Consider the following 20,841-nt stretch of genomic DNA (forward strand, 5'->3'; position numbering starts at 1 on the left):
ACCTCATTATAAATATTTTTAAGGAGATGGGTTTGTTATGGAAATAAAGGTTCACTTAATAAATGGATTGCTTCCTGATAAATACGGGAAGTTTGCTCCCACAGATGATATTAAAAATGGGAAACCGATCATCAGTTTCCCAATTAAGCTATCAAATGTTCCGGCAGGTACAAAATCACTTGCTTTAACATTTACCGATCCTGATTCCATTCCTGTTTGTGGATTTGAATGGATTCATTGGATAGCAGCTAATCTTTCACCCGACCAATTAGAGATACCTGAGAACTTCAGCCAGTCAGCCAATAGTCCTGTCGTTCAAGGTAAAAACAGCTCCGCCAGTCCCTTACTAGGCGACAATGATGACGAGCTCAAGGTCGGCTACAATGGACCATACCCACCTGATGCTACGCATGATTACGTACTAAAAGTATACGCCCTAAATGATGTATTGGACATCAAAGAAGGTTACTGGATGAATGAACTCCTTCATAAAATGGAAGGTAAAATTCTAGATTCAGCTCAAATAACCTTACCAAGTCGCGCTTAATTTTTTTCTTGAAGATTCATCTTGTGGAAATAATTAAAGACATAGCCCTCTCTAACACCAAAATTCGAAAAACGAATTTCGTGTGAGGGGGTTTTTTTGATTATCTCAGAAATGATCAAGATTCCTCCAAGAATGACTTCGTATCTGCCATCACTCAATTCCTTGATCTGGCTTCGTTCTTCATTCGAAGCGTGCACCAATCGATTGAATAACTTATCGATCTGATCGATCGTTACGATTGAATTGTGGAGAGTCTTCTTACGCTTACCTTCACGATTCAAAATACTAGTGACCGCACGCAACGTCCCACCTAGACCGACGAAAGTGGCACTGGCATTCATCCACTGCAAACTGTCCAAATGTTCACCGATTTCTTTTTTGGCGGCATCTAGTTCTTTGGACGTTATCGGGTCACTCTTCAAATAAAGATCCGAAACTGATATTGCACCGATCGGTATACTCAATCCGTGCTTCAATCGACCTTTTTTGGCCAGACTGATCTCACTACTGCCACCGCCGACATCAACAATCAAGGCATCTTTAACCCGCATCGTATTGCGTACTGCGACATAGTCATAAAAGGCTTCTTCTTGTTCATCAATGATATGCAGTTGTAATCCGGTCTCTTTTAAGACCGCAAAAATTAATTGTTCTTGATTTTTTGCCATCCGCACAGCCGCCGTGGCAATCAAACTAATTTGATCGACTTCATATCTTCTGATTCGATCCTGAAACTTCTTTAGAACATCAATTGTTTCTTCAATTTGTTCATTCGTTAATAATCGACTTTGTGCAATCGACTTTCCTAATCTGACTGGCTCACGCCAACGATCCAAGGTTTTAAAACGATTTCGTTTTGAAGATCTATACACTGATGTTCTGATGGAGTTAGATCCTATTTCTATTACTGCTAACTTCACATTGCATCACATCCCATTGTGTCAATTATATAAAAAAATAGACCTACATAATAGGTCTAATTTCACAAAGACTAAAATTTAATTACAAATCATCTATTTCGACGACTCATCCGCGTCCCAGTATTCTGACTTTGCGATTCATTATTTTGATACTGTCCACTTTGTTGATTAGGTGCGTACGAATTTTGCTGAGGATTACTCTGATTATTAGTTTGATTATAATTCCCATACGGTTGATTTGCTTGATACTGTTGGTTCTGTGGACTTTGTTGATTGTATTGAGATTGGTTATATTGAGAGCGGTCAGTCTGAATGTATGGATTCTGCTTACCATTCTGACCTTTGTACCCCTCGCTAGATGGACGGTGCATGAATAAGAAGACCACGCTAATGATCAATACGATAATAGCTGGAAAAGCCATCAATGCTGTCAAGATGAACAGCCCGTTACCGACAATTCCTAAGACTGGACCTACTATCGAGATCCCGACCTGCTTACTCTGTATCAGAGCTACGATATTTAGAACTAGACCAATCGCTGCCATAGCATAAAAGAATGCACCTGTACCACTAGTGATATTCGTCCCCGTGAAACCATCGCTTACTGCGGCCCCAAAAATAACCGGCCAAGATACTGCAAAGACGATGCAGTTTATAATCCCCATGATAGCAGCGCCAATATTGATTTTTAAATTATTCATAATCATCTCACCCCTGATTGATTGATTAAATCCCTTATAAAATCCTTAATTCAATATTAAGCTCAACTAGGCATATCTGCAATGTATTTATACTTTGTACGTCATAAAAGCATAACAAAATTAAGGTATCAAATCAGACTTGAGTTGCTTTTGCTCATTATAGAATTGTTTGTAAGCTAAATAACACGAAATAAATGAACCAATACTTGTCGAAGCTAACAGCATGAATGTGACCATGATCTGGTACTTGATAGCCTTGACTGGATCCACTCCAGCAATAATAAGACCGGACATCATTCCGGGTAATGCTACCAATCCCAACGTCTTGATCGAGTCGATCGTCGGCTGCATCCCACTCTTGATGCTCTCACGAATGATATCTTCAGAAGCTAATTTGACATCCGCACCTAATGCTAGTTTTTCTAGGATCTGTTGATGACGATCAGTGAAAGACTGCTTCATATTGCGGTAACATAACCCGATTGCCACCATGATATTACTTGCGATCATTCCCGTGAACGGTACGATCTGTTCGGGAATAAATTGAATCGAGCCTGTCAAAACTAACGTACCTAAAGTAATAACCGTACCAACTGAGATCGCCAACAGTGAGAACTGAAAGGCCTTTGGTATACCATTTCCACGTTTACCTGCATTCCATGAGGCATTGATCACGATCACGACGAAGAACGCTATCGTTAACCAAGCGTCATTAGCCTTGATTACGAATTTTAAAACATATCCCACGATCGTTAATTGTACGATTGCTCTAACTACACCGATGATAATATCCCTATCGATCTGAAGTTTCTGCCAATAACCGATCACCAATGCAACTACAACCAAAATAAAACCTAGAGACAATGTAGAATTAGAAACTGTTAAATTAGACATTTGGAATCACCTCACCATTCTTGATCGTAATCTTATCAGTCGCCTGTGCTATTTCTGAATCATCGTGAGTGACGCGTAAAATCGTCAAGTTATCATCTCGATTGAAGCGATTCAAAATATCATGCACTATTTGCTTGTTTTCCGCATCCAATCCAGTGGTGACTTCATCAGTGATCAGAACTTCTGGCGTGAAAATCAAATTTCGTAATAAGGCGATCCGTTGTTTTTCACCACCGGAAACATCGTTGACACTCTTATCGATATAAGTTTCATCCAGGTTGACGTAATTCAAAAAGCTGATGACTTGATCACGGTCGAACTCCTTACCACGGACTAAATAAGGGAACTCCAGATTGTCCTTGATAGTTTTGCCAAACAATGTAGGTTGTTGGAACGCATACGACACGCGGCGGCGATAATCGGTCGGTTCGTATGAACTGATTTTTTTGCTCCTAAACAATGCTTCACCGGAAGTTGCACTGATCATTGATGCTAAAATACGCATCAAAGTGCTTTTTCCACTACCGGACGGTCCCACCACCGTGATATATTTCCCCTGTTCAATGTTCAAATCAATATTCTTCAAAATCTTATTATCGTCTACTTGATAAGAAAGATTGTTCAATTCAAAAATATTACTCAAATATTTCACCCCATATCATTTTTTTGAAAACACTAACATAAATTAATATTAACAAGAATTATCTTTCATTTGACCACAAATTGCCAATAGTTGACTCAGGAAGCCTCCGAACGTTAAAAAAATTATGATATTTTTTTAAGGATTGAATCCCTTGATATAAAAGGATTTATATTGCTTTAAATTAAAATAAAACTAATTTATTTTAATTTTAGTGTTGACAAGCTTAATAAAAGGGTCTAAATTAGCAACCAATCAATAACAAACGAAAAAGACGTTTATCAGGAACTTGAGTATTTATGGTATCTCAGAAAGTTGTCGGTTGATGCGAGACAACACATTACCTGAATGGTCATTATCACCTGACAGTCGTGCCTCAAAGCGATTAACCGTAGTAGAGGTCACTGGTTGCACCCATTATCGTGCCAGCAAATTATTTAGTTTGCTTGAGGCACTCGCAGTGATGCGTGTGTAAATAAAGGTGGTAACACGTCCGAAACGTCCTTTGATGAACTTAGTTCATCTTAGGGCGTTTTTTGTTTTTATTAATTAAAAAAACATTAAAAGAGGTGAGTCTCTATGGAAGAAAATATTAGTGAATCTCAGATTAAGGGTCAGATTAAGAATTCAAATACAAATAAAATAAATGGAGGCTCCACCTATGACACAAAATACAACTGAAACTTTACCCAACACTCGACTAACAGAAAAAGAAGCTGAATTGACTCAAGCTCTATATAACTCCTGGAGAACACAAAACCCACTTACAGAAGCTGATTGGTCAGGCTACGCCACTGATGACGAGACTGCCTATCGTGTTCAAGATGAATTGACGAGATTGAAAAACGAAGCGGTTGGCGGGTATAAGGTTTCTCTTACCAGCAAACAGACTCAAGACATGTTTGATTCAGACGAGCCTCTATATGGTGCTCAACTAGCTAGCCACTTCCTACACGCTCCAACAACCGTAAATCTTAGTGATCTAATGGAACCACTCGTTGAAGTAGAGCTGTGCTTCCGCGCCAAAGAAGACCTGAGTCCTGACGACACATTGGAAGATCTACTCAATAAGACGGCCGTCGCTCCAGCTCTGGAAGTTCCTGATTCTCGCTTCAAAGATTGGTTCCCTAGCCTATCAAAATACATGGTAATGTCGGACGCAGCAGTCGGTGGTCTAGTAGTCTACGGAGATGAATTCGATACTAAACTATTCAAGACGGTCGATGCACTAGAAAATGTTAACTGCACGCTTCTCCACGACGGCGAGGAACTCAAATCTGGTAAATCAACTGAAGTACTAGGTAATCCCCTCAAGTCTCTCAAGTGGCTAGTAGATAAATTAGCTACTCAAAATAAGACGCTCTTGAAAGACCAACGCGTATCGTCAGGTACCTTCGTACTACCACCATCATTAACAAAGGGGGCATGGCAAGCTAAATTCGACAATGGTCTAGGTAATGTCGACCTAGACGTCAAATAATCTCTTGCTCCAAATACCATTACACAATCCTTCGAAAATATATATAACTAACAATTTAATAAAATCCTTAAAATTCTAAATACATAAAAAGTCAATCTCAACAACGATGAGATTGACTTTTTTCAATTCTAAAAATATTTTACTTAGTTATTTCTTCAACGATCTTAGCCGTAGCTTGGGCCTTGAATTCCTTTTGAGCTTGTTGTGCCACTTGTTTTTGTTGAGCAGCACTCATTGAAGGATTGACTGTCATTGCTTTAGTTACTGCGGCTTTGACATAGGCCTCCCCTTCAGTCTTCATTTGAGTTTGAACTTTCTTACTCTTCAGTTCTTTACTCAATTTTTGAGCTTGAGTGGTCGATAGGACTAACCAATCATCACCAATGTGGAATGTATTAGACTGTTTGATGAATTCTTTGTCGTTACCAGAAATGCTGAATAAGAATGAGTAAAAACCATTCTTGTATTCCCAACGAGTTGTCTTTTGTGTCAAGACGTTTGAGTCAGCACCCTTTTTAACACTATTAGTGACATTTAGTTTTGCCTTAGTGTGAGTTGGATTCTTAGTTTTAGCAGTTTCAGGCGTCCGATAAATATACACGTCTTCCTTACTATCGGTTCCTAGTTCTTTGTACAACAAAACATTAGTACCCTTTTGAACGGTTTGGATTTGCACTGTCTTCTCACTAGTTACCTTGCGCATACCCAAATGACCATATTCATTTGATACTAGCAAGACGATACTACCGATAAACAATACAATGAAGATTCCGGCTAAACTATAACCGACTCTTTTGTTTTGGATGAATACTGCGAAGTAATATGAAAGAACAGCACAGATAATAATTGATACGATAACCATTATTTGTCACCTGCCGTTTCAACATTCATTTTTTTCAAATCAACATCTTTTGACTTAGTATCATTTCTGACCATAAAGGTGATGGCGAGTGCGATGACACAGAAGAGAATGGCAACGCCAAAAGCGGCGTGGTATCCACTCAAAGTTGCATTCAAGTAATTATCTTGATACTTGAGTGGTGCTTGAGCTAACAAGCTCTTACCTGGTTTCAAGTTATTCGTAACGTTGGTTAGAACACTGACTAGTATCGCCGTACCCATTGAACTGAATACTTGACGGACAGTGTTATTAACGGCCGTTCCGTGACTCATCAGATTTAATGGCAAAGCATTCATACCATCAGTCGTAACTGGCATCAAGACCATAGCGATACCAAACATACGAACCATGTACAAGACTACGATGTCTAAAACTGGAGTTGATTTAGTCAAGAATAAGAACGGAATCGTTCCGGCTGTTAATAAGAACATACCCATTCGTGCTAAGTCTTTAGGTCCGAATCTATCAAAAGCTCGACCAGTGATAGGACTCATAATACCGATCAAAATAGCACCTGGTAGCAATGTCAATCCTGAATGGAAAGCACTCATACCTTTAACGATCTGGAGATACAATGGTAGGATCATTTCGACACCGACCATCGCCATATTAGTTACAGATGATAATGCGGCCGCCACGGCAAACTTCTTCTCAGTGAAAACACGTAGTTCCAAGAATGGTGTTTTCATTTTTAGTTGGCGATAACCAAACAAGATCACGATGATGACTCCACCAATGATAGAGCTCAATACGATTGGTGAACCCCAGCCATCGTCACCAACAGATGAGAATCCGTACAAGACGGCACCGAAACCGGCTGTGGATAAGATTAGTGATAAAACATCCAGTTTAGAACGCTTCGTCTGAATAACTGGTCTCATATAAATAAAGGCTAGAATAAGAACGATCACAACGATAGGGATAATCATGCCGAAGAGATCACGCCATGAGAAGTTATCGATGATCCATCCGGACAATGTAGGTCCAATGGCAGGCGCAAGTCCGATAACCAATCCACCTAATCCCATGGCAGTACCACGCTGATTAGCTGGGAATATCGAAAGCATAATAACTTGCATAAGTGGCATTGTGATACCGACACCAACGGCTTGAATCAGACGTCCAGCAAGGATAGTACCGAAGTTTGGAGCGGTGAAACACAAGATTGTTCCGATCAAGAACGTTGACATTGCAATAATGTACAAGATTTTGTTACTAAAATTATTGCTCAGCCAAGCTGTAACAGGGATCATGATACCATTGACCATCAAGAATCCAGTCGTCAACCACTGAACGGCCGATGTCGTAACATTGAATTCTTTCATCAAGGTAGGGAATGCTGTCGTTAAAATCGTACCATTTAAGACTGTACAAAACGTTCCTACCAACAGAACCATAACTAGTAAATTCCGATTAAACGGTTTACCATTTACGTCCAAATGTGTATTACTATTTTGCATAATAGTAATTTCCTTCTTCCATATATATTATTTATTACTATCAGGTATTTTTACTTTATCGAGATTTGCATAAACTTTTGCCATGATTGCGCGCAATTGTTTTTGTTCCTCTGCTGTGATGCCCGAATATATCGTTTCGTTCGCATCTTTAAAAGTACGTTTAATTCCTCTACTGAGTTCTCTACCCGCCTCAGTAATTTGAATAATTTTCTTACGGCGGTTAGTTTCATCTACTTTTCGAAGGACTAATCCTTGATTCTCCAACTTCTTCAGAGATCGGGCAATGCTTGCTCCATCAAATAAGGTGATTTCACCGATTTTTTCTTGATTATAATCAGGATGCTTGAGGATCGACATCAAGATTATACTGTCGGCTAAATTCAAATCCCTTCCCTTCAAAAACATCGTCAAGATTCGTTTGCGTTGCATCATGAATCTTACTGCAAAACCTATCAAATCGTATTCGTCCATTTTTCTCCTCATAAAATCAAAAATTTATTTCTAAATAGCAACAAAAAATATGCTATACCCAACTGTTGATAAAATCAAGAGTTAAGTATAGCTTATTTTTATGAAACTGTTTCCAATAAAAAAAGTGCGAAGAATGTTGAATTCTCCACACTTGTTAGTATATTTTATTTCAAATCATCAAAGTAATTGACACCAATGGCAGCTCTAACTTCTGATAAAGTCTGGTTAGCGACTTCATTAGCCTTGTCACTACCGTCTTTCAAGATCTGGTAGACACTTGGGATATCTTTTTCGTATTCAGCACGACGAGCGCGGATCGGTTCGAGGATTCCTTGTAGGACATCATTCAAATAACGTTTGACCTTAACGTCACCTAGACCACCGGCTTGATATTGTTCTTTTAATTCAGCGACTTTGGCCTTGTCATCAGCGAATGCATCTAAGTAAGTAAAGACTGTATTGCCTTCGATCTTACCAGGGTCTTCAACATGAATGTGGTCTGGGTCAGTATACATTGACATGATCTTCTTAGTTACCACATCTGCTGGATCTGATAGATAGATGCAGTTACCGAGTGACTTGCTCATCTTAGCATTGCCATCAGTTCCGGGTAGACGTCCCTGTCCCTTAGGTGGGAAGACACCATCTGGCTCAACTAGCACATCCGTATTGTAGGTGTTGTTGAAAGTACGAACGATTTCTCGTGTTTGTTCAAGCATTGGTTCTTGGTCATCACCGACTGGAACTGTATCCGCCTTGAACGCAGTGATGTCAGCAGCTTGGCTGACAGGATAAGTCAAGAATCCAGCTGGGATACTTTGACCAAACGCTTTTTGTTTGATTTCTGACTTAACGGTTGGATTTCGTTCTAGTCGTGAAACATTAACGATATCCAAATAGTACATCGTCAATTCATTCAATGCTGAAATTTGTGATTGTACTAAAATATTCGTTTTAGCTGGATCTATTCCAACAGACAAGTAGTCTAACGCTACTTCGATCAAACTATTACGGATCTTATCAGGATTTTTAGCATTGTCTGTCAAAGCTTGCATGTCAGCAATCATGATAAACATGTTATACTTACCTTCGTTTTGTAATTTGACACGGTTCTTCAATGAACCTAAGTAGTGTCCAATGTGCAGCTTACCAGTTGGACGATCACCTGTTAGAATTGTATTAGTTTTCATAGTATTTCTCCTTTTTATCTACATCAAAGCAATAAAAAAAGCGCCTAAAGATATTAAATATCAATAGGACGCTTGCACGTGGTGCCACCTGTTTTGTAGAATTACTCTACCACTCATTAGTTGTAAGGTGACTACCCATGATCCAATTCCCAATCCAAGAGCGATGACCCTTTCAGCTATGAGGTCATTCTCTGATTCAACTTACTTGAATTAGTACTAAAAAATGCTTATGCTTTAATGTACCCAATTGCTATAAGCATAATTAAAAACATCCAAATTGTCAACGAGAGGTAATTTATGACCGTGAATGAAACCAAAGAACAAGAACAAACACGAGTTGATCAAATAGCTCAAAAGATCGATGACAAAATCAATCTGGCGACTGAAAATCTCGCCAAGGCTCATACTGAGACTCACAATATTTATCGTAACTATGGTGAGAATACCAAAGTTAATACTTTTGAAGTCGATGACCAAATGGAAACTAACGCTTCTGTTCAGCAACAAAAACAATTAGTTGCCTTAGCCGTTGAAAACGAAAATATCCTAGAATCCAATAAACTAAAGCTGGAAAACCTTCAAGGTTCTCCTTATTTTGGTCGGATCGATATCGTTGAAGATGGCGAGAAAGATACTTTGTACATTGGAACTTCAACCTTACAAGATGACGATGGTGAGTTCTTGATCTACGATTGGCGCGCTCCAATATCTGGAATCTACTATAACGGTGTCCTCGGTCAAGTCAGCTATCCTACCCCTAACGGTACAGCTGAGGTCGACTTAAAGAAAAAACGTCAATTTCAAATCATTAATAATAAAATAAAAAATATGTTCGATACTAATGAAACCGTTGGCGACGAGATCCTTCAATCCGTCCTGAGTGAGTACAGTGACGAGTACATGAAAAATATCGTGGCAACGATTCAACATGAGCAGAATACGATTATTCGGGACACACACTCAGATGTTTTATTAGTCCAAGGTGTCGCTGGTAGTGGAAAAACCTCCGCAATCTTGCAACGTGTGGCCTACTTGCTATACCACAGTCGCTCAACTCTGGATGCAGATAAGATCGTCTTGTTCTCACCCAATCGACTCTTCAGCAATTATATTTCTGAAGTCCTACCTAGTCTAGGTGAGCGTAACATGCGCCAAGTGACACTCAATGAATTCATCTCACTACGTCTGACCGGTATCCAAGTCGAAACCTTATTCGATCGCTACGAAAAAGATGAACGCAACTTACCGCAGACGACAGTAAATATCCGACTGTTCAAGGAAAGTGCTGCCTTCCTCGAATCGCTGGAACAAACTGAAAAAGAAAATAAACATCGTACTTTGTATTTCGAAGATATAATCTTTGAAGGCAAGCCATTCTTCACTAAAGAAGAAATCTCTGAGATTTATGACCGTCAAAATCCTGCCTTCAGCATCCCTGACCGTTTTCTCAAAACGAAGAACATCCTGATCAAACGCCTCAAAAAAAGAATCCACAATGATCGTGACGAAGACTGGGTCCAAGCAGAAATAGATAATTTGTCAGATGAAGACTTCCAACAAATCATCACCGATAATAATATTGAGGAATCAACCAATCAACGTTCGATCATTGCTGAAGAATTCCTCAGAGAGCGTTACGCTCCGATATACAATGCTCTGATCAACAATTACTTCTTCGACCCTTACAAGGAATACGTCTTCTTGCTGTCCAATATGAAACAAACAATCGTCTCCGAAAACGTCTGGCAGACGATGATCGAATCGATCGACCACGCTGTTGAAGCCCACAGATTAGGATTAAGCGATGCAGTTGCCATCTTGTACTTGCGTGATTTTATTACCGACAATGGTATCAATCACAATATTCAACACATCTTCATCGATGAAATCCAAGATTACACTATGGCCCAACTAAAATACATCTCCCATTCATTTCCTAATGCCAAAATGACCTTGTTAGGTGACCGTGCTCAAGATGTCCTGACTAGCTCGTACCGCGATAAGGACGTGATCACTGCTATTTGTGAATTATATCAAGGTAAAAAAGTCACGACTATCACACTCAATCAGAGCTATCGGTCTACGGCTGAGATCACTGACTTCGCCAAATCACTCTTGCCTAACGCTGATGAAGTCAAATCCTTCTCTAGAAAAGGAGAAACTCCTACGGTCAAGGTCTTTGAGGATGAGAGTGAGTACTATCAAGGACTGAAAGCGACAGCTCGTGAACTGACTGACAAATATGAAACTGTGGCGATCTTGACGAGAAACCAAGCGCAGGCAGAGCAAGTTTATACACACTTCAGTGATGAGTCGATCGTCACCTTGGTGGACGCTGGATTCCGTTCAGTCCCCAAGGGTATCCTCGTCATGCCGATATACTTGGCAAAAGGTCTAGAATTCGATGCTGTGATCGGACATAACATTTCTGCACTCAATTATCCTGACGCCCGCAGTCGCGATACGCTCTATACGATCTGTACCCGCGCAATGCACAGCCTGACGCTTTGCATCGAAAAAGCCCCCTCACCATTACTAGAACACGTCTCAAACTACGAAACTTCCTCTGCGATCAAGTAAGTCTCATACAGTAAGATACTAGCTAACGAGGCACAAGTTGCCAATCCAAAAACTAACTGTAACTTACTGCGACGAGTGTAACCGAGGTATATCAAAATAACTCCCATCACAAAAATCACGACTAATGGCATCAAGACGTCGTCGACAAAGAGTGCGTCCAGCATCAATAAAAATAATAATGTCATCAGCATGCGTGACTTAGAAATATTGACTATTAAGATGGCCTCAAAAATTTGAAATAAGAACAATACAATAGATATAGTCGATAATCCCATTCCATCACCCTCTCACCAAAATGGTAACGAAGCAATGTAAAAAAATAATAAAATTACTGTAAAATTTATGTAAATAAAAAAATAAATATGCATATAACTTCATTTTTGAAGTCAAAGGATCTATACTCCAGTATTCCAATGAAACTGGAGGCAATATTTCATGCCAATAGAAGATAGAACCTTTAGAGGGCAACAACTAATGGTCATTCGTTGCATATTAGAACCGATCCTAACGCCAAAATCAGTCGCAAGTATCATTGATTTTCAAGTTGAGGTGGATTCTCACTTACCAAAAGAAATCAGTTCACAATATATCAAAAAAATTTTTCAAAACTAAAAAAGATTCTGAGATTTTTCTCAGAATCTTTTTTAGTATATTTTTAGATCAATATCGTTCCAACGATCGAACTTATGATAGCCACTAACATCGCCATCTTCTCATCTTGAGTATAGAGGTAAGTCAGAGCATAGCACCAACCCAATGCCATCATCATAAAGAATTGTAGCAATGAACCGGGCAAACTCAATGCTCCAGCGATAGCACCACTGAAGATGATGCCGATAATTGCATTAGAAGCAGTGCTCTTTCTGAAGAAATAATTGAAGAAAAATCCTGTTTGGACTAACTGTTGCTGCACCGTGATGATCAATACATTCGCAACTATATTAAAGATAAACACTTTTTGATCGGAGCTGACCACGTCATCATTTTTGAACTGTGGTAGCTTACCGGTGACTTGCAAATAGCTGATCATGATTCTCATCGCGCAAACCAAGATGATCATCAATGTTACTAAACCGATATTTGAAACTAATGAACTCATGAATCCGCTGGGATTGTCATAGAATGAACGTCTCTCACGTAAGTAGCGTCTGATCATTAAGAATAAAAATGCTAATCCAACTACAAAAAATATTACAGCCAGGATAACATTTAATCCTTTATCAGTAGCGACAATGTTCTTTAAACTCAATGTGATTATAGAAAATATAATCCAAATTATATATCTGACTAAATCTGTTCCCGGAGATTCTCCTACTCGCATAATTAATATCTTCCAATCAATAATTTTACTTTGCTATTATATCATATACGAATACTTCAATTTTGTGCGCTTTTCCTCTATTATTAGTTAGGTATACGGAGGAATTTTCATAATGAATAGAAACAAACGGATTTTTTACTTAGATTTTATTCGTGTTATCGCAATTTTTTTGGTCATCTTCATCCACGTCTCCGCCATTGATACGACGCTACATGTCGGTAGTACTCAATGGCAAATAACCAAGATCTTGAATTACTTCGCACACATCAGCGTTCCCGTCTTCTTCATGATCTCTGGCTCGCTCTTGTTGAATAGCAAAAAGACCAAGTCTATCAGCTACACTTGGAAAAAAAGAATGCCACGGGTCGTTATTCCTTTTGTGCTCTGGTCGATAATTTCACCGATCGTCGTTGGTATCTATGCACATTCACTCTCAGCACACAATGTATTATCGGCTGTAAAAATGATGCTCTATCAACCTACATCCCCAACCCTATGGTTCATGTACCCCTTGATTGGAATCTACATTCTATCACCCGTCATTCGCGTATTCGTGGAAAATGCGAACAGACAGATGCTCTGGTATGTAACACTCATTTGGCTGGTGACTAATTCCCTGCTGCCATCAATGGCAAACGTCATGCCCAAAAACTGGGTAAACGCTCTGACCATTTACCCGGTAGCGCAATTTTATCTCGTTGGTGGATTTACTGGCTACTTCATCTTGGGATACTTGCTGACAAAGATCAATATTCACGATATCAGCAATCTCTGGCTCTGGATCGTAGCCTTGATCGCCGGTTTTGCGGGGAATTATGTTTCAGAAGTTTTTCCAAAAATATTCGACGCTTATAATGGATATTATGTTACTTCTATTTTTATACCTATCATGTCGATTGCTGCCTTTATCCTGCTACAAAAATGGGGCGAACGGATTCACTCCAATAGCGCGATCAAAACTTTTGAATTCCTTTCACCACTGGTATTCGGAATTTATTTGATTCACAATTTACTGATCCTTTATATGGAGCCATGGTTCACTTCTATCTTGCCATTTGCGGGGCTCGGAGCAACTTTTATTCGTTACATTGCTGTTGCAGCTGCATCAACTTTGATTATCTGGATCATCAGCTTGATACCAGGTATCAATTACTTATTAACTGGAAATAAATCCCGCAAGAGATAATTGGCTATTTCAAAACTTCATTATACTAAAAAAGCTGAAGCGCCTTGGTCTGATATATTTGACCAAAACGCTTCAGCTTTTTTTATAGTAACTCTACATGTTTCAAAATAAACTTACCTGATTCCAAGCCATGATAGATCTCGTCAATTGGTTTAAGGCCGGTGGCAGATATTTCGTAGCTACTTAGTCTTCTTTACGTTTTTTGATTCCTAGGAATGACAATAATGCTAACCCTAAGGCACTTAACCACGCTGAACTCTTAGCACCTGTTTGAGGGAAAGTTTTCTTGTTTGAAGTAGCATTGTTTACATCTTTTGTCGGTAATTCTGTACCTGGTAACGTAACTGGTTTGTCAGGTATTCCATCACCGTTAGTATCGATACCTGGTGTATCTGGTATTCCGTCTCCATCGGTATCGACGCCTGGTGTATCTGGTATTCCGTCTCCATCAGTATCGACGCCTGGTGTATCTGGTATTCCATCACCATCAGTATCAATTTCATTGCCATTATCATTGTCATCAGTGTCAGTCTCATTGCCGTCGCCATTATCATTGTCATCAGTGTCAGTCTCGTTACCGTCACCGTTGTCCTCATTGCCCGGCTCATCTGGAGGTGTAGGTAATTCCCAACCGTCAGTATCGCCAGGATCTGGGAAGTCGATAATTGGTAAACCGGGAACTTCGCCTGGGATCGGAACAGCGATTTCGTACTCATAGTCAGTATCCTTGTCATTGTTATCTTGAAGGTCCCATCTATGAGTCTCAGCATTAACATTTACTTTGTCAGCCACAATGTTGCCATCGAGATTTTGGTTAACAGTAACTGTTGCTTCCGGTGCTAATAAGCTACCTTGGAAGACACCATTTATCTTGATCTCGCCTTTGTACAAGTTATCAGATGCTGTACTATCGTAGAAATTCCACAACAAATGATTGTCACCGAAGTATTCTGTCTCTTGGCTATTACGATCAGAGCCATCACTATAAATTATCTTGATCGGTGATGTCATATAGTATGGATTTTTACCGTGAGTATCAACGTTGATAACAACATTGGTCCCATCACCATCTTTGGAAATACCCTTGATCGTCAATGGTTGTGCTTGTTGTAAAACTTCTGGCGACAAGTAAATCACGATTTGATTGTCATCATTAGGTTGATAATCGCTCAAGTCGATGACACGATTATTCATATCATCGAACATGCTATTATTGATTTCAGCTACATAATCGTCTGACCCCACTACCTTGCTAGGGTCCAGTTGCGTCAATGATGTAGACTTGTTATCCAATTCATTGAACAACTTGGAGAAGTCGATATAGAAATTGCCGTTATGATCTTGATACGTTTCGCTTGCTAACAGGTGATCGATATTTGTTCCATCAACCGTTGGTCTATTTGTATCAGTTACGTCAACATCGACATTTTGTCCAAAAACCACTTTGTTAGTACGGGTATCTCCACCAGAAACAAATGAACTACTTGCGATATTTAAAATGTTTTGAATATATGAGACATCATAGTCGACTAGTTCCTCTTTAATATTCGTACCGAAATTTACGCCACCGTTCAGTGTCCCCACTGCCACGTTACCGTTAGTATGAGCATTTAGATGAGCTTCATTGGCAAAAATATGAAAATAAGCCGCGTATCCTAACTCATTATTTTCGGGATGTAGATCGTAGCCAGTATTGTTACTACTACTGTAATTAGCAATATCATTAGCGAAAGTGCCACCATCTTTTACATCCGGATTATTGGTAGCTCTTGTAATAGGTCGCGAAGTTGAAGCATTAGTAACCGCCGCTTGACTAACAGGATTCGTGTTATTTTCCGCAGTGGTATTTTGATTATTATTAGAACTTGGGACGGCTTGAGCCGTTTGATTATTCTGCTCGTACATTTTTTGATACGTTCCAGAATAATTTTGTGTTGCGGACGTAACAGCTTGAGCGCTATTACTCGATTGTGCAACTTGACTAGTACCATCAGTCTGTGTCGTGTCAGCTGAATCGGCTAACACATTATTAGAAACTACGAGAAATGAAAGTACAGCTGCGCTAGTTGCCACGCATGACAAAGCCCATTTGGTGCCCTTTTTACTATTCATATAAATCCCCCTCGAGCGCACTAATATGTCGTTTATCTTCGAGCATATTAATGCTAAATATAAAAATATCGTTAACAATTTCATTATCACTCTAATGCTTTTTTCCGTCAATTTGATATACAAAAAACACCACAACTGGTAGTTGTAGTGTCCTGATCAAACTATGATTTTTTAAATAAATACGGCACATGTGCCATTTGTGGTACCTCATCCCATTTAACGGGATAGCCCGCACCATGTGCACAAAAGACCGAATCCGGTGTATTGTCAAGATCTGCTACTGGATCATAATCAGATTTAGAAATCACCTCATTGGCGTTATGACAAGGTCGATAACCATCGATCACGCAGTCCAATGATCCTTCACCGTGAGTATAGGCATTGACCTCTTGAGCATAACTTCTCATCTCTGATACCGGTGCTGTTCCCGTGAGTATCGTCATATTTGACTCGGTTATCGGTTCGTCAAAGTTTCCCTTCATCCGTTGAATATCACTCATCGCCCGACCAATTTTGTCTGAAGATACTTCCAATCTGAATCTATACCAAGGTTCCAGTAACTGACAGCCATTCTCTTTCAATTCCATCAGTCCCTGTCTAACGGCACGCCAAGTCGCCTCACGGAAGTCCCCACCGACCGAGTGAACATTACTAGCACGACCGCTAACTAGACTGATGTGCACATCGGTCAGTGGTGCTCCTATCATCACTCCCAGTTGTTCTTTAGAACCCAGATTCGTCAGCACTTGATGTTGCCAGTTTTTTTCTAAGACTTCTAAACTGCACTGTGAATCAAAAACCACACCACTGTTTGGTGCCGCCGGCTCTATTAATAAATGAACTTCTGAATAATGCCGAAGCGGCTCAAAATGTCCGACTCCTTCGACTGTCTTGGTGATAGTCTCTTTATAGAGAATCTGTCCTTCGTCAAAGCCGATATCCAAGTGAAATCGTTCTTTTAGTAATTGTTGGAGAATTTCTAACTGTATTTCTCCCATGATCTGCACGTGGATTTCTTGCAAGTGTGCCGACCAAGCAACATGGAGCATCGGATCTTCCTCCTCTAATCGTTGCAGAGCTACTAGACACGCGTGAATATCATTGCCCTTGGGATCAAGCGCATAGTTGAGGACGGGTCTGATCTCAGGCAATCGTGCATCATCCTGCACGCCTAATCCTTGTCCCGGATATGTGGAAGTCAAGCCAGTTAACGCACAGACGCCACCAGCCGTGACCTTTTGAGTGAGCGTGAACTTGTCGCCATTATATATTCGCAATTGGTTTGCTTTTTGTTCATCAACAATCACTTCCTTAGAAGATAGGCTCCCACTTGTGACTCGTACCCAAGTCAATCGTTCGCCCTTTTCGTCATACGAGATTTTAAAAACCGTTGCTCCGAATCTCGATGAATAATTTCTTTCAGTTGACCAGCGTTCCATACCACCGAGAAAATTATCCACGCTTTCTAATTTCAAAGCCGATCCGAAATAACAAGGGAAAATTTTTCGTTGACTAATCAGTGAACGAACAGTATCATCTGTTATTTTTCCCGAATTCAAAAAACCTTCGAGGACCTCATCGTCCTGCATGGCAATGTTTTCATAAGATTTGTCAGAAATTTCTACGCCAAATTCTGTACAACCGCTTGTAAAAGTCTCTTGTAATTGAGCCAGGACCAGCTCCTTATTCGCTCCCACCACATCCATCTTATTGACAAAGATGAACGCTGGTACATTATAGTGTTCCAGTAGTCGCCATAGCGTACGCGTATAACCCTGGATACCGTCCGTTGCGGATACTACCAAAATAGCGTAGTCGAGGACGCTAAGAATCTGTTCAACACTTGCAGCAAAATCCATATGTCCTGGAGTATCTATCATCGTTAATTGTAAATCTTGATAATTCAAGTTTGCTTGATGTGAAAATATCGTGATACCACGTTTTTTTTCTAATTTATCCGAATCTAGGAAGGCATCGCCGTTATCTACTCGACCGAGCCTTCTCAATTCACCTGCTTGATACAGCATGGCTTCGGACAAAGTCGTCTTGCCAGCATCAACGTGGGCGACAATTCCTGCTACGATTTTTTTCATTGCTTGCTCCTTAATAAAGAAAAGTACTACTACAATTATACTTGCCAATAAATAATTCATGTTAATAATATTGTCTGGCAAATCAAAAGAGCCATGATCGTGTATATGATCATGACTCTTAGTTATTGTTTAAGCCGTCTATCGGACTTCTAAAGCCTGTCAAACCAATGCTTGTAAATATAAAGTGTGCAAAAGTGAAAGGTAGATACAAAAAAGCATTGATGGGAAGGAACTTACAACACATCTAGCATTAGTAGTGGTTATACTAGATGTACTTGATAGAGTAGTTTCAATCTTATCAACACTTTTGAACAATATGTAAGGGCTTGCCCCTTACTTTGTGTACGAATATTTTAACACACCTTTCACAAAACTCATATGAGAAAACATAAGTACAGGCTTGTTATAGTATTACTAATACTAGCTATCATAGTAATGATTGCATCTATCATTATTAGATTAATAAACATATTAAATATGTTAGAGCTTTTTTTAGTGCATTAACTTATGTATATTCTCAGTGAGTTATAATTCAATCTAACTCTTCCAAGCTTTGATACATCAGCATTATTTCACTAAAAAATAGCAGAAATTATTGTCTTTACACGTAAAACAGTGTATTATAATAAGTATAGAGAGGAGGTGAAAAAGTGAAAGGTAGACACAAAAAAAGCATTGATAATAAAAAAGTAGCCGAATTTCTAACAATCATAGCCGTGATTTTAGAAATAATTGATAAGCTACTTTCAATATATCAATACTTTTAAACAAGTTGTAAGGGGCTTGCCTCTTACTTTGTGTACGATAAGTCTAACATACCTTTCACAAAAACTGAAATGAAAAAAAACAAATATACAATTATAATATCGTTACTAATAATCTTTATAGCAGTGACAATCATATCTATCATTATTAGATTAATAGGTATCTTTAATTAAGGGGTGAACACTTTGGCTGGAAAATTGACTGACGCACGAATTAGAGCAAACAGAAAATGGGACGAAGAAAACAAGGAACGAAAAAAATATATTAGCAAGCGATCGGTAGCTAGGAACTTTGTAAAAAAAGCGGCCACGCTTGACGATATTGCTGAACTAAGAGAGTTACTAACAATACGTGAAAAAGAGCTTAACGATGATCAATAATCTAGTATCACAATGCCCCCACTTTCTAATATGTGTGGGCTTTTTTAGTGCATTAACTTACGTATATTTTCAGTGAGCTATAAGCAAGGCTAACTCTTCAAAGCCTTGATACATCAGCATTATTTCACTAAAAAAGTAGTAGAAACCATTGGCTTTACACGCGTTTGCGTGTATTATAATAAGTATAGAAAGGAGATAAGGACATGAGTTCTATGGTACAAAAAAAGAACCAACTCAAAAAAGAAAGACGCGAAACTATTGAATTTTACATTTCAGTGATAAGCTCAATAATTTCAATAATCGTTTTTATAAGAAGTTGGTTCTAACATACAGGGGCGTGAGCCTTTGTTTGTGTACTCATTATACCATGTTCAAATACCAATGAAAAAAAATAGAAGAAAGATAACTATAACCTTATTTTCCATATCCATTGTATTAATAATTTTAACCTTAATTAAGGAGTATCTTCTATGACTGAAAAATTATCAGCTTCACGAATCAAAGCAAACAAAAAATGGGACGAAAAAAATAAAGAAAGAAAACTTTATATTAACAGACGATCAACGGCCAGAAACTTCATTAAGAAATATGCTACCGCAGACGATATTGTCGAACTCAAAGAATTAATAAAGCAACGTGAGAAAGATTCTTCCAATGCTCTATAAGTAGCAACACGCTTCAAATATTCTTAAACACGTGCTATAATTATGTTGCAAAAAAGTGAGTGAATTTGACACCAAAGCCCCCAACAGGTTGTGACTGTTGAGGGCTTTTTTAGTACATTGATTTATTTTTATTCTCAGTTAATAAAGCAACGAATATAATTCGATATCATGCTTTAAAACGTTGATACATCAGCATTATTTCACTAAAAGAGGTAATGAAAAGGTTGACTTTTCATACTATCGGTAGTGTCATAATAGTTATAAGGAGGTGGAAAGATGTTAGGAGATATAAAAAAAGCTGTAGACATATTACTAGGAATATCCAGCACGATATTGAATATAGTAACAATCTACAGCTTGACCAAACTTGGTAATCACAAAAATGATACCCAGAAATAAGTTAGTAAGGGGCTTGCCCCTTGCTTTCTTATACCCTAATTCTAACATCTTAAAAAAAAATGAACAGCAAAATAGTAAAGTACCTAATATATATATTACTAATCATAATGGCTTACTTCTTTATTGATGACTCAAT

The 20,841-nt window shown here is 38.9% G+C and carries 20 protein-coding genes; 8 read left to right on the top strand and 12 right to left on the bottom strand.

All coding sequences use genetic code 11. From position 1 onward, the window contains the following. Positions 1 to 37 precede the first annotated feature (37 nt). Positions 38 to 547 carry a YbhB/YbcL family Raf kinase inhibitor-like protein gene (locus AC27FM_RS04480; protein ID WP_487086259.1) on the top strand — a complete coding sequence of 170 codons (510 nt, stop codon included), beginning with the start codon at positions 38 to 40 and terminating at the stop codon, positions 545 to 547. Here AC27FM_RS04480 and AC27FM_RS04485 read toward each other — a convergent pair. The 4 genes from AC27FM_RS04485 to AC27FM_RS04500 form a co-directional block, all read right to left on the bottom strand. Further along, a complete protein-coding gene (locus AC27FM_RS04485; RefSeq protein ID WP_487086261.1) occupies positions 544 to 1,467 on the bottom strand; it encodes a Ppx/GppA phosphatase family protein in 924 nt (307 codons plus the stop codon). The genes AC27FM_RS04480 and AC27FM_RS04485 overlap by 4 nt on opposite strands. Before the next feature lie 89 nt (positions 1,468 to 1,556). Next, complete coding sequence (locus tag AC27FM_RS04490; protein ID WP_487086263.1) at positions 1,557 to 2,168, bottom strand: hypothetical protein; 612 nt, start codon at positions 2,166 to 2,168, stop codon at positions 1,557 to 1,559. Between the two features lie 120 nt (positions 2,169 to 2,288). Further along, positions 2,289 to 3,062, bottom strand: a complete 774-nt coding sequence (locus AC27FM_RS04495; protein ID WP_487086265.1) for an ABC transporter permease — start codon at positions 3,060 to 3,062, stop codon at positions 2,289 to 2,291. Continuing rightward, entirely contained in the window at positions 3,055 to 3,705 is a 651-nt protein-coding gene (locus AC27FM_RS04500; protein ID WP_487086267.1) for an ABC transporter ATP-binding protein, read from the bottom strand. Before AC27FM_RS04500 ends, AC27FM_RS04495 begins: the two co-directional genes overlap by 8 nt. 322 nt (positions 3,706 to 4,027) lie before the next feature. Between AC27FM_RS04500 and AC27FM_RS04505 the strand changes: the two genes are divergently transcribed. Together AC27FM_RS04505 and AC27FM_RS04510 are read left to right on the top strand one after the other, a co-directional pair. Then, positions 4,028 to 4,177, top strand: coding sequence for a hypothetical protein (locus AC27FM_RS04505; protein ID WP_487086269.1), 150 nt, complete (start codon positions 4,028 to 4,030; stop codon positions 4,175 to 4,177). A gap of 186 nt (positions 4,178 to 4,363) precedes the next feature. Beyond that, complete coding sequence (locus AC27FM_RS04510; protein ID WP_487086271.1) at positions 4,364 to 5,182, top strand: 2-keto-4-pentenoate hydratase; 819 nt, start codon at positions 4,364 to 4,366, stop codon at positions 5,180 to 5,182. Between the two features lie 139 nt (positions 5,183 to 5,321). Here AC27FM_RS04510 and AC27FM_RS04515 read toward each other — a convergent pair whose 3' ends face one another. The 4 genes from AC27FM_RS04515 to trpS all read right to left on the bottom strand — a co-directional run bounded on the left by AC27FM_RS04515 (position 5,322) and on the right by trpS (position 9,204). Continuing rightward, entirely contained in the window at positions 5,322 to 6,044 is a 723-nt protein-coding gene (locus tag AC27FM_RS04515) for a DUF4811 domain-containing protein (RefSeq protein ID WP_487086273.1), read from the bottom strand. Next, on the bottom strand, positions 6,044 to 7,543 hold the full coding sequence (locus tag AC27FM_RS04520; RefSeq protein WP_487086275.1) for an MDR family MFS transporter: 1,500 nt from the start codon (positions 7,541 to 7,543) through the stop codon (positions 6,044 to 6,046). The genes AC27FM_RS04515 and AC27FM_RS04520 overlap by 1 nt, the downstream gene beginning before the upstream one ends. 27 nt (positions 7,544 to 7,570) lie before the next feature. Continuing rightward, entirely contained in the window at positions 7,571 to 8,014 is a 444-nt protein-coding gene (locus AC27FM_RS04525; RefSeq protein ID WP_487086276.1) for a MarR family winged helix-turn-helix transcriptional regulator, read from the bottom strand. Positions 8,015 to 8,178: 164 nt separating this feature from the next. After that, the gene (gene trpS / locus AC27FM_RS04530; protein ID WP_487086278.1) at positions 8,179 to 9,204 is read right to left on the bottom strand and encodes a tryptophan--tRNA ligase; all 1,026 of its coding nucleotides are present in this window, start codon (positions 9,202 to 9,204) and stop codon (positions 8,179 to 8,181) included. Between the two features lie 297 nt (positions 9,205 to 9,501). Here trpS and helD point away from each other — a divergent pair, with 297 nt between their 5' ends. Further along, positions 9,502 to 11,784: an RNA polymerase recycling motor HelD gene (gene helD, locus AC27FM_RS04535; protein WP_487086280.1), complete on the top strand. Its 2,283-nt coding sequence runs from the start codon at positions 9,502 to 9,504 to the stop codon at positions 11,782 to 11,784. On the opposite strand, the gene AC27FM_RS04540 is transcribed toward helD, so the two are convergent. Continuing rightward, entirely contained in the window at positions 11,757 to 12,059 is a 303-nt protein-coding gene (locus AC27FM_RS04540; RefSeq protein WP_487086281.1) for a hypothetical protein, read from the bottom strand. The two genes, helD and AC27FM_RS04540, sit on opposite strands and share 28 nt — an antisense overlap. 160 nt (positions 12,060 to 12,219) lie before the next feature. Between AC27FM_RS04540 and AC27FM_RS04545 the strand changes: the two genes are divergently transcribed. After that, positions 12,220 to 12,396 (top strand): hypothetical protein, encoded by a 177-nt coding sequence (locus AC27FM_RS04545; protein ID WP_487086283.1) that lies wholly within the window; start codon positions 12,220 to 12,222, stop codon positions 12,394 to 12,396. A gap of 43 nt (positions 12,397 to 12,439) precedes the next feature. On the opposite strand, the gene AC27FM_RS04550 is transcribed toward AC27FM_RS04545, so the two are convergent. Beyond that, positions 12,440 to 13,105 (bottom strand): CPBP family glutamic-type intramembrane protease, encoded by a 666-nt coding sequence (locus tag AC27FM_RS04550; protein ID WP_487086285.1) that lies wholly within the window; start codon positions 13,103 to 13,105, stop codon positions 12,440 to 12,442. Between the two features lie 112 nt (positions 13,106 to 13,217). On the opposite strand from AC27FM_RS04550, the gene AC27FM_RS04555 reads away from it, so the two are divergent. After that, on the top strand, positions 13,218 to 14,291 hold the full coding sequence (locus tag AC27FM_RS04555; RefSeq protein ID WP_487086287.1) for an acyltransferase: 1,074 nt from the start codon (positions 13,218 to 13,220) through the stop codon (positions 14,289 to 14,291). Positions 14,292 to 14,474: 183 nt separating this feature from the next. On the opposite strand, the gene AC27FM_RS04560 is transcribed toward AC27FM_RS04555, so the two are convergent. Together AC27FM_RS04560 and AC27FM_RS04565 are read right to left on the bottom strand one after the other, a co-directional pair. After that, positions 14,475 to 16,403: a collagen-binding domain-containing protein gene (locus AC27FM_RS04560; RefSeq protein WP_487086289.1), complete on the bottom strand. Its 1,929-nt coding sequence runs from the start codon at positions 16,401 to 16,403 to the stop codon at positions 14,475 to 14,477. A gap of 161 nt (positions 16,404 to 16,564) precedes the next feature. Next, complete coding sequence (locus tag AC27FM_RS04565; protein WP_487086291.1) at positions 16,565 to 18,496, bottom strand: GTP-binding protein; 1,932 nt, start codon at positions 18,494 to 18,496, stop codon at positions 16,565 to 16,567. Between the two features lie 950 nt (positions 18,497 to 19,446). Here AC27FM_RS04565 and AC27FM_RS04570 point away from each other — a divergent pair. Both AC27FM_RS04570 and AC27FM_RS04575 read left to right on the top strand, forming a co-directional pair. Then, positions 19,447 to 19,641: a hypothetical protein gene (locus tag AC27FM_RS04570; RefSeq protein WP_487086293.1), complete on the top strand. Its 195-nt coding sequence runs from the start codon at positions 19,447 to 19,449 to the stop codon at positions 19,639 to 19,641. Between the two features lie 470 nt (positions 19,642 to 20,111). After that, positions 20,112 to 20,306: a hypothetical protein gene (locus AC27FM_RS04575; RefSeq protein ID WP_487086294.1), complete on the top strand. Its 195-nt coding sequence runs from the start codon at positions 20,112 to 20,114 to the stop codon at positions 20,304 to 20,306. Positions 20,307 to 20,841: the final 535 nt, after the last annotated feature.

The organism is Companilactobacillus sp. y65-5, assembly GCF_057541095.1.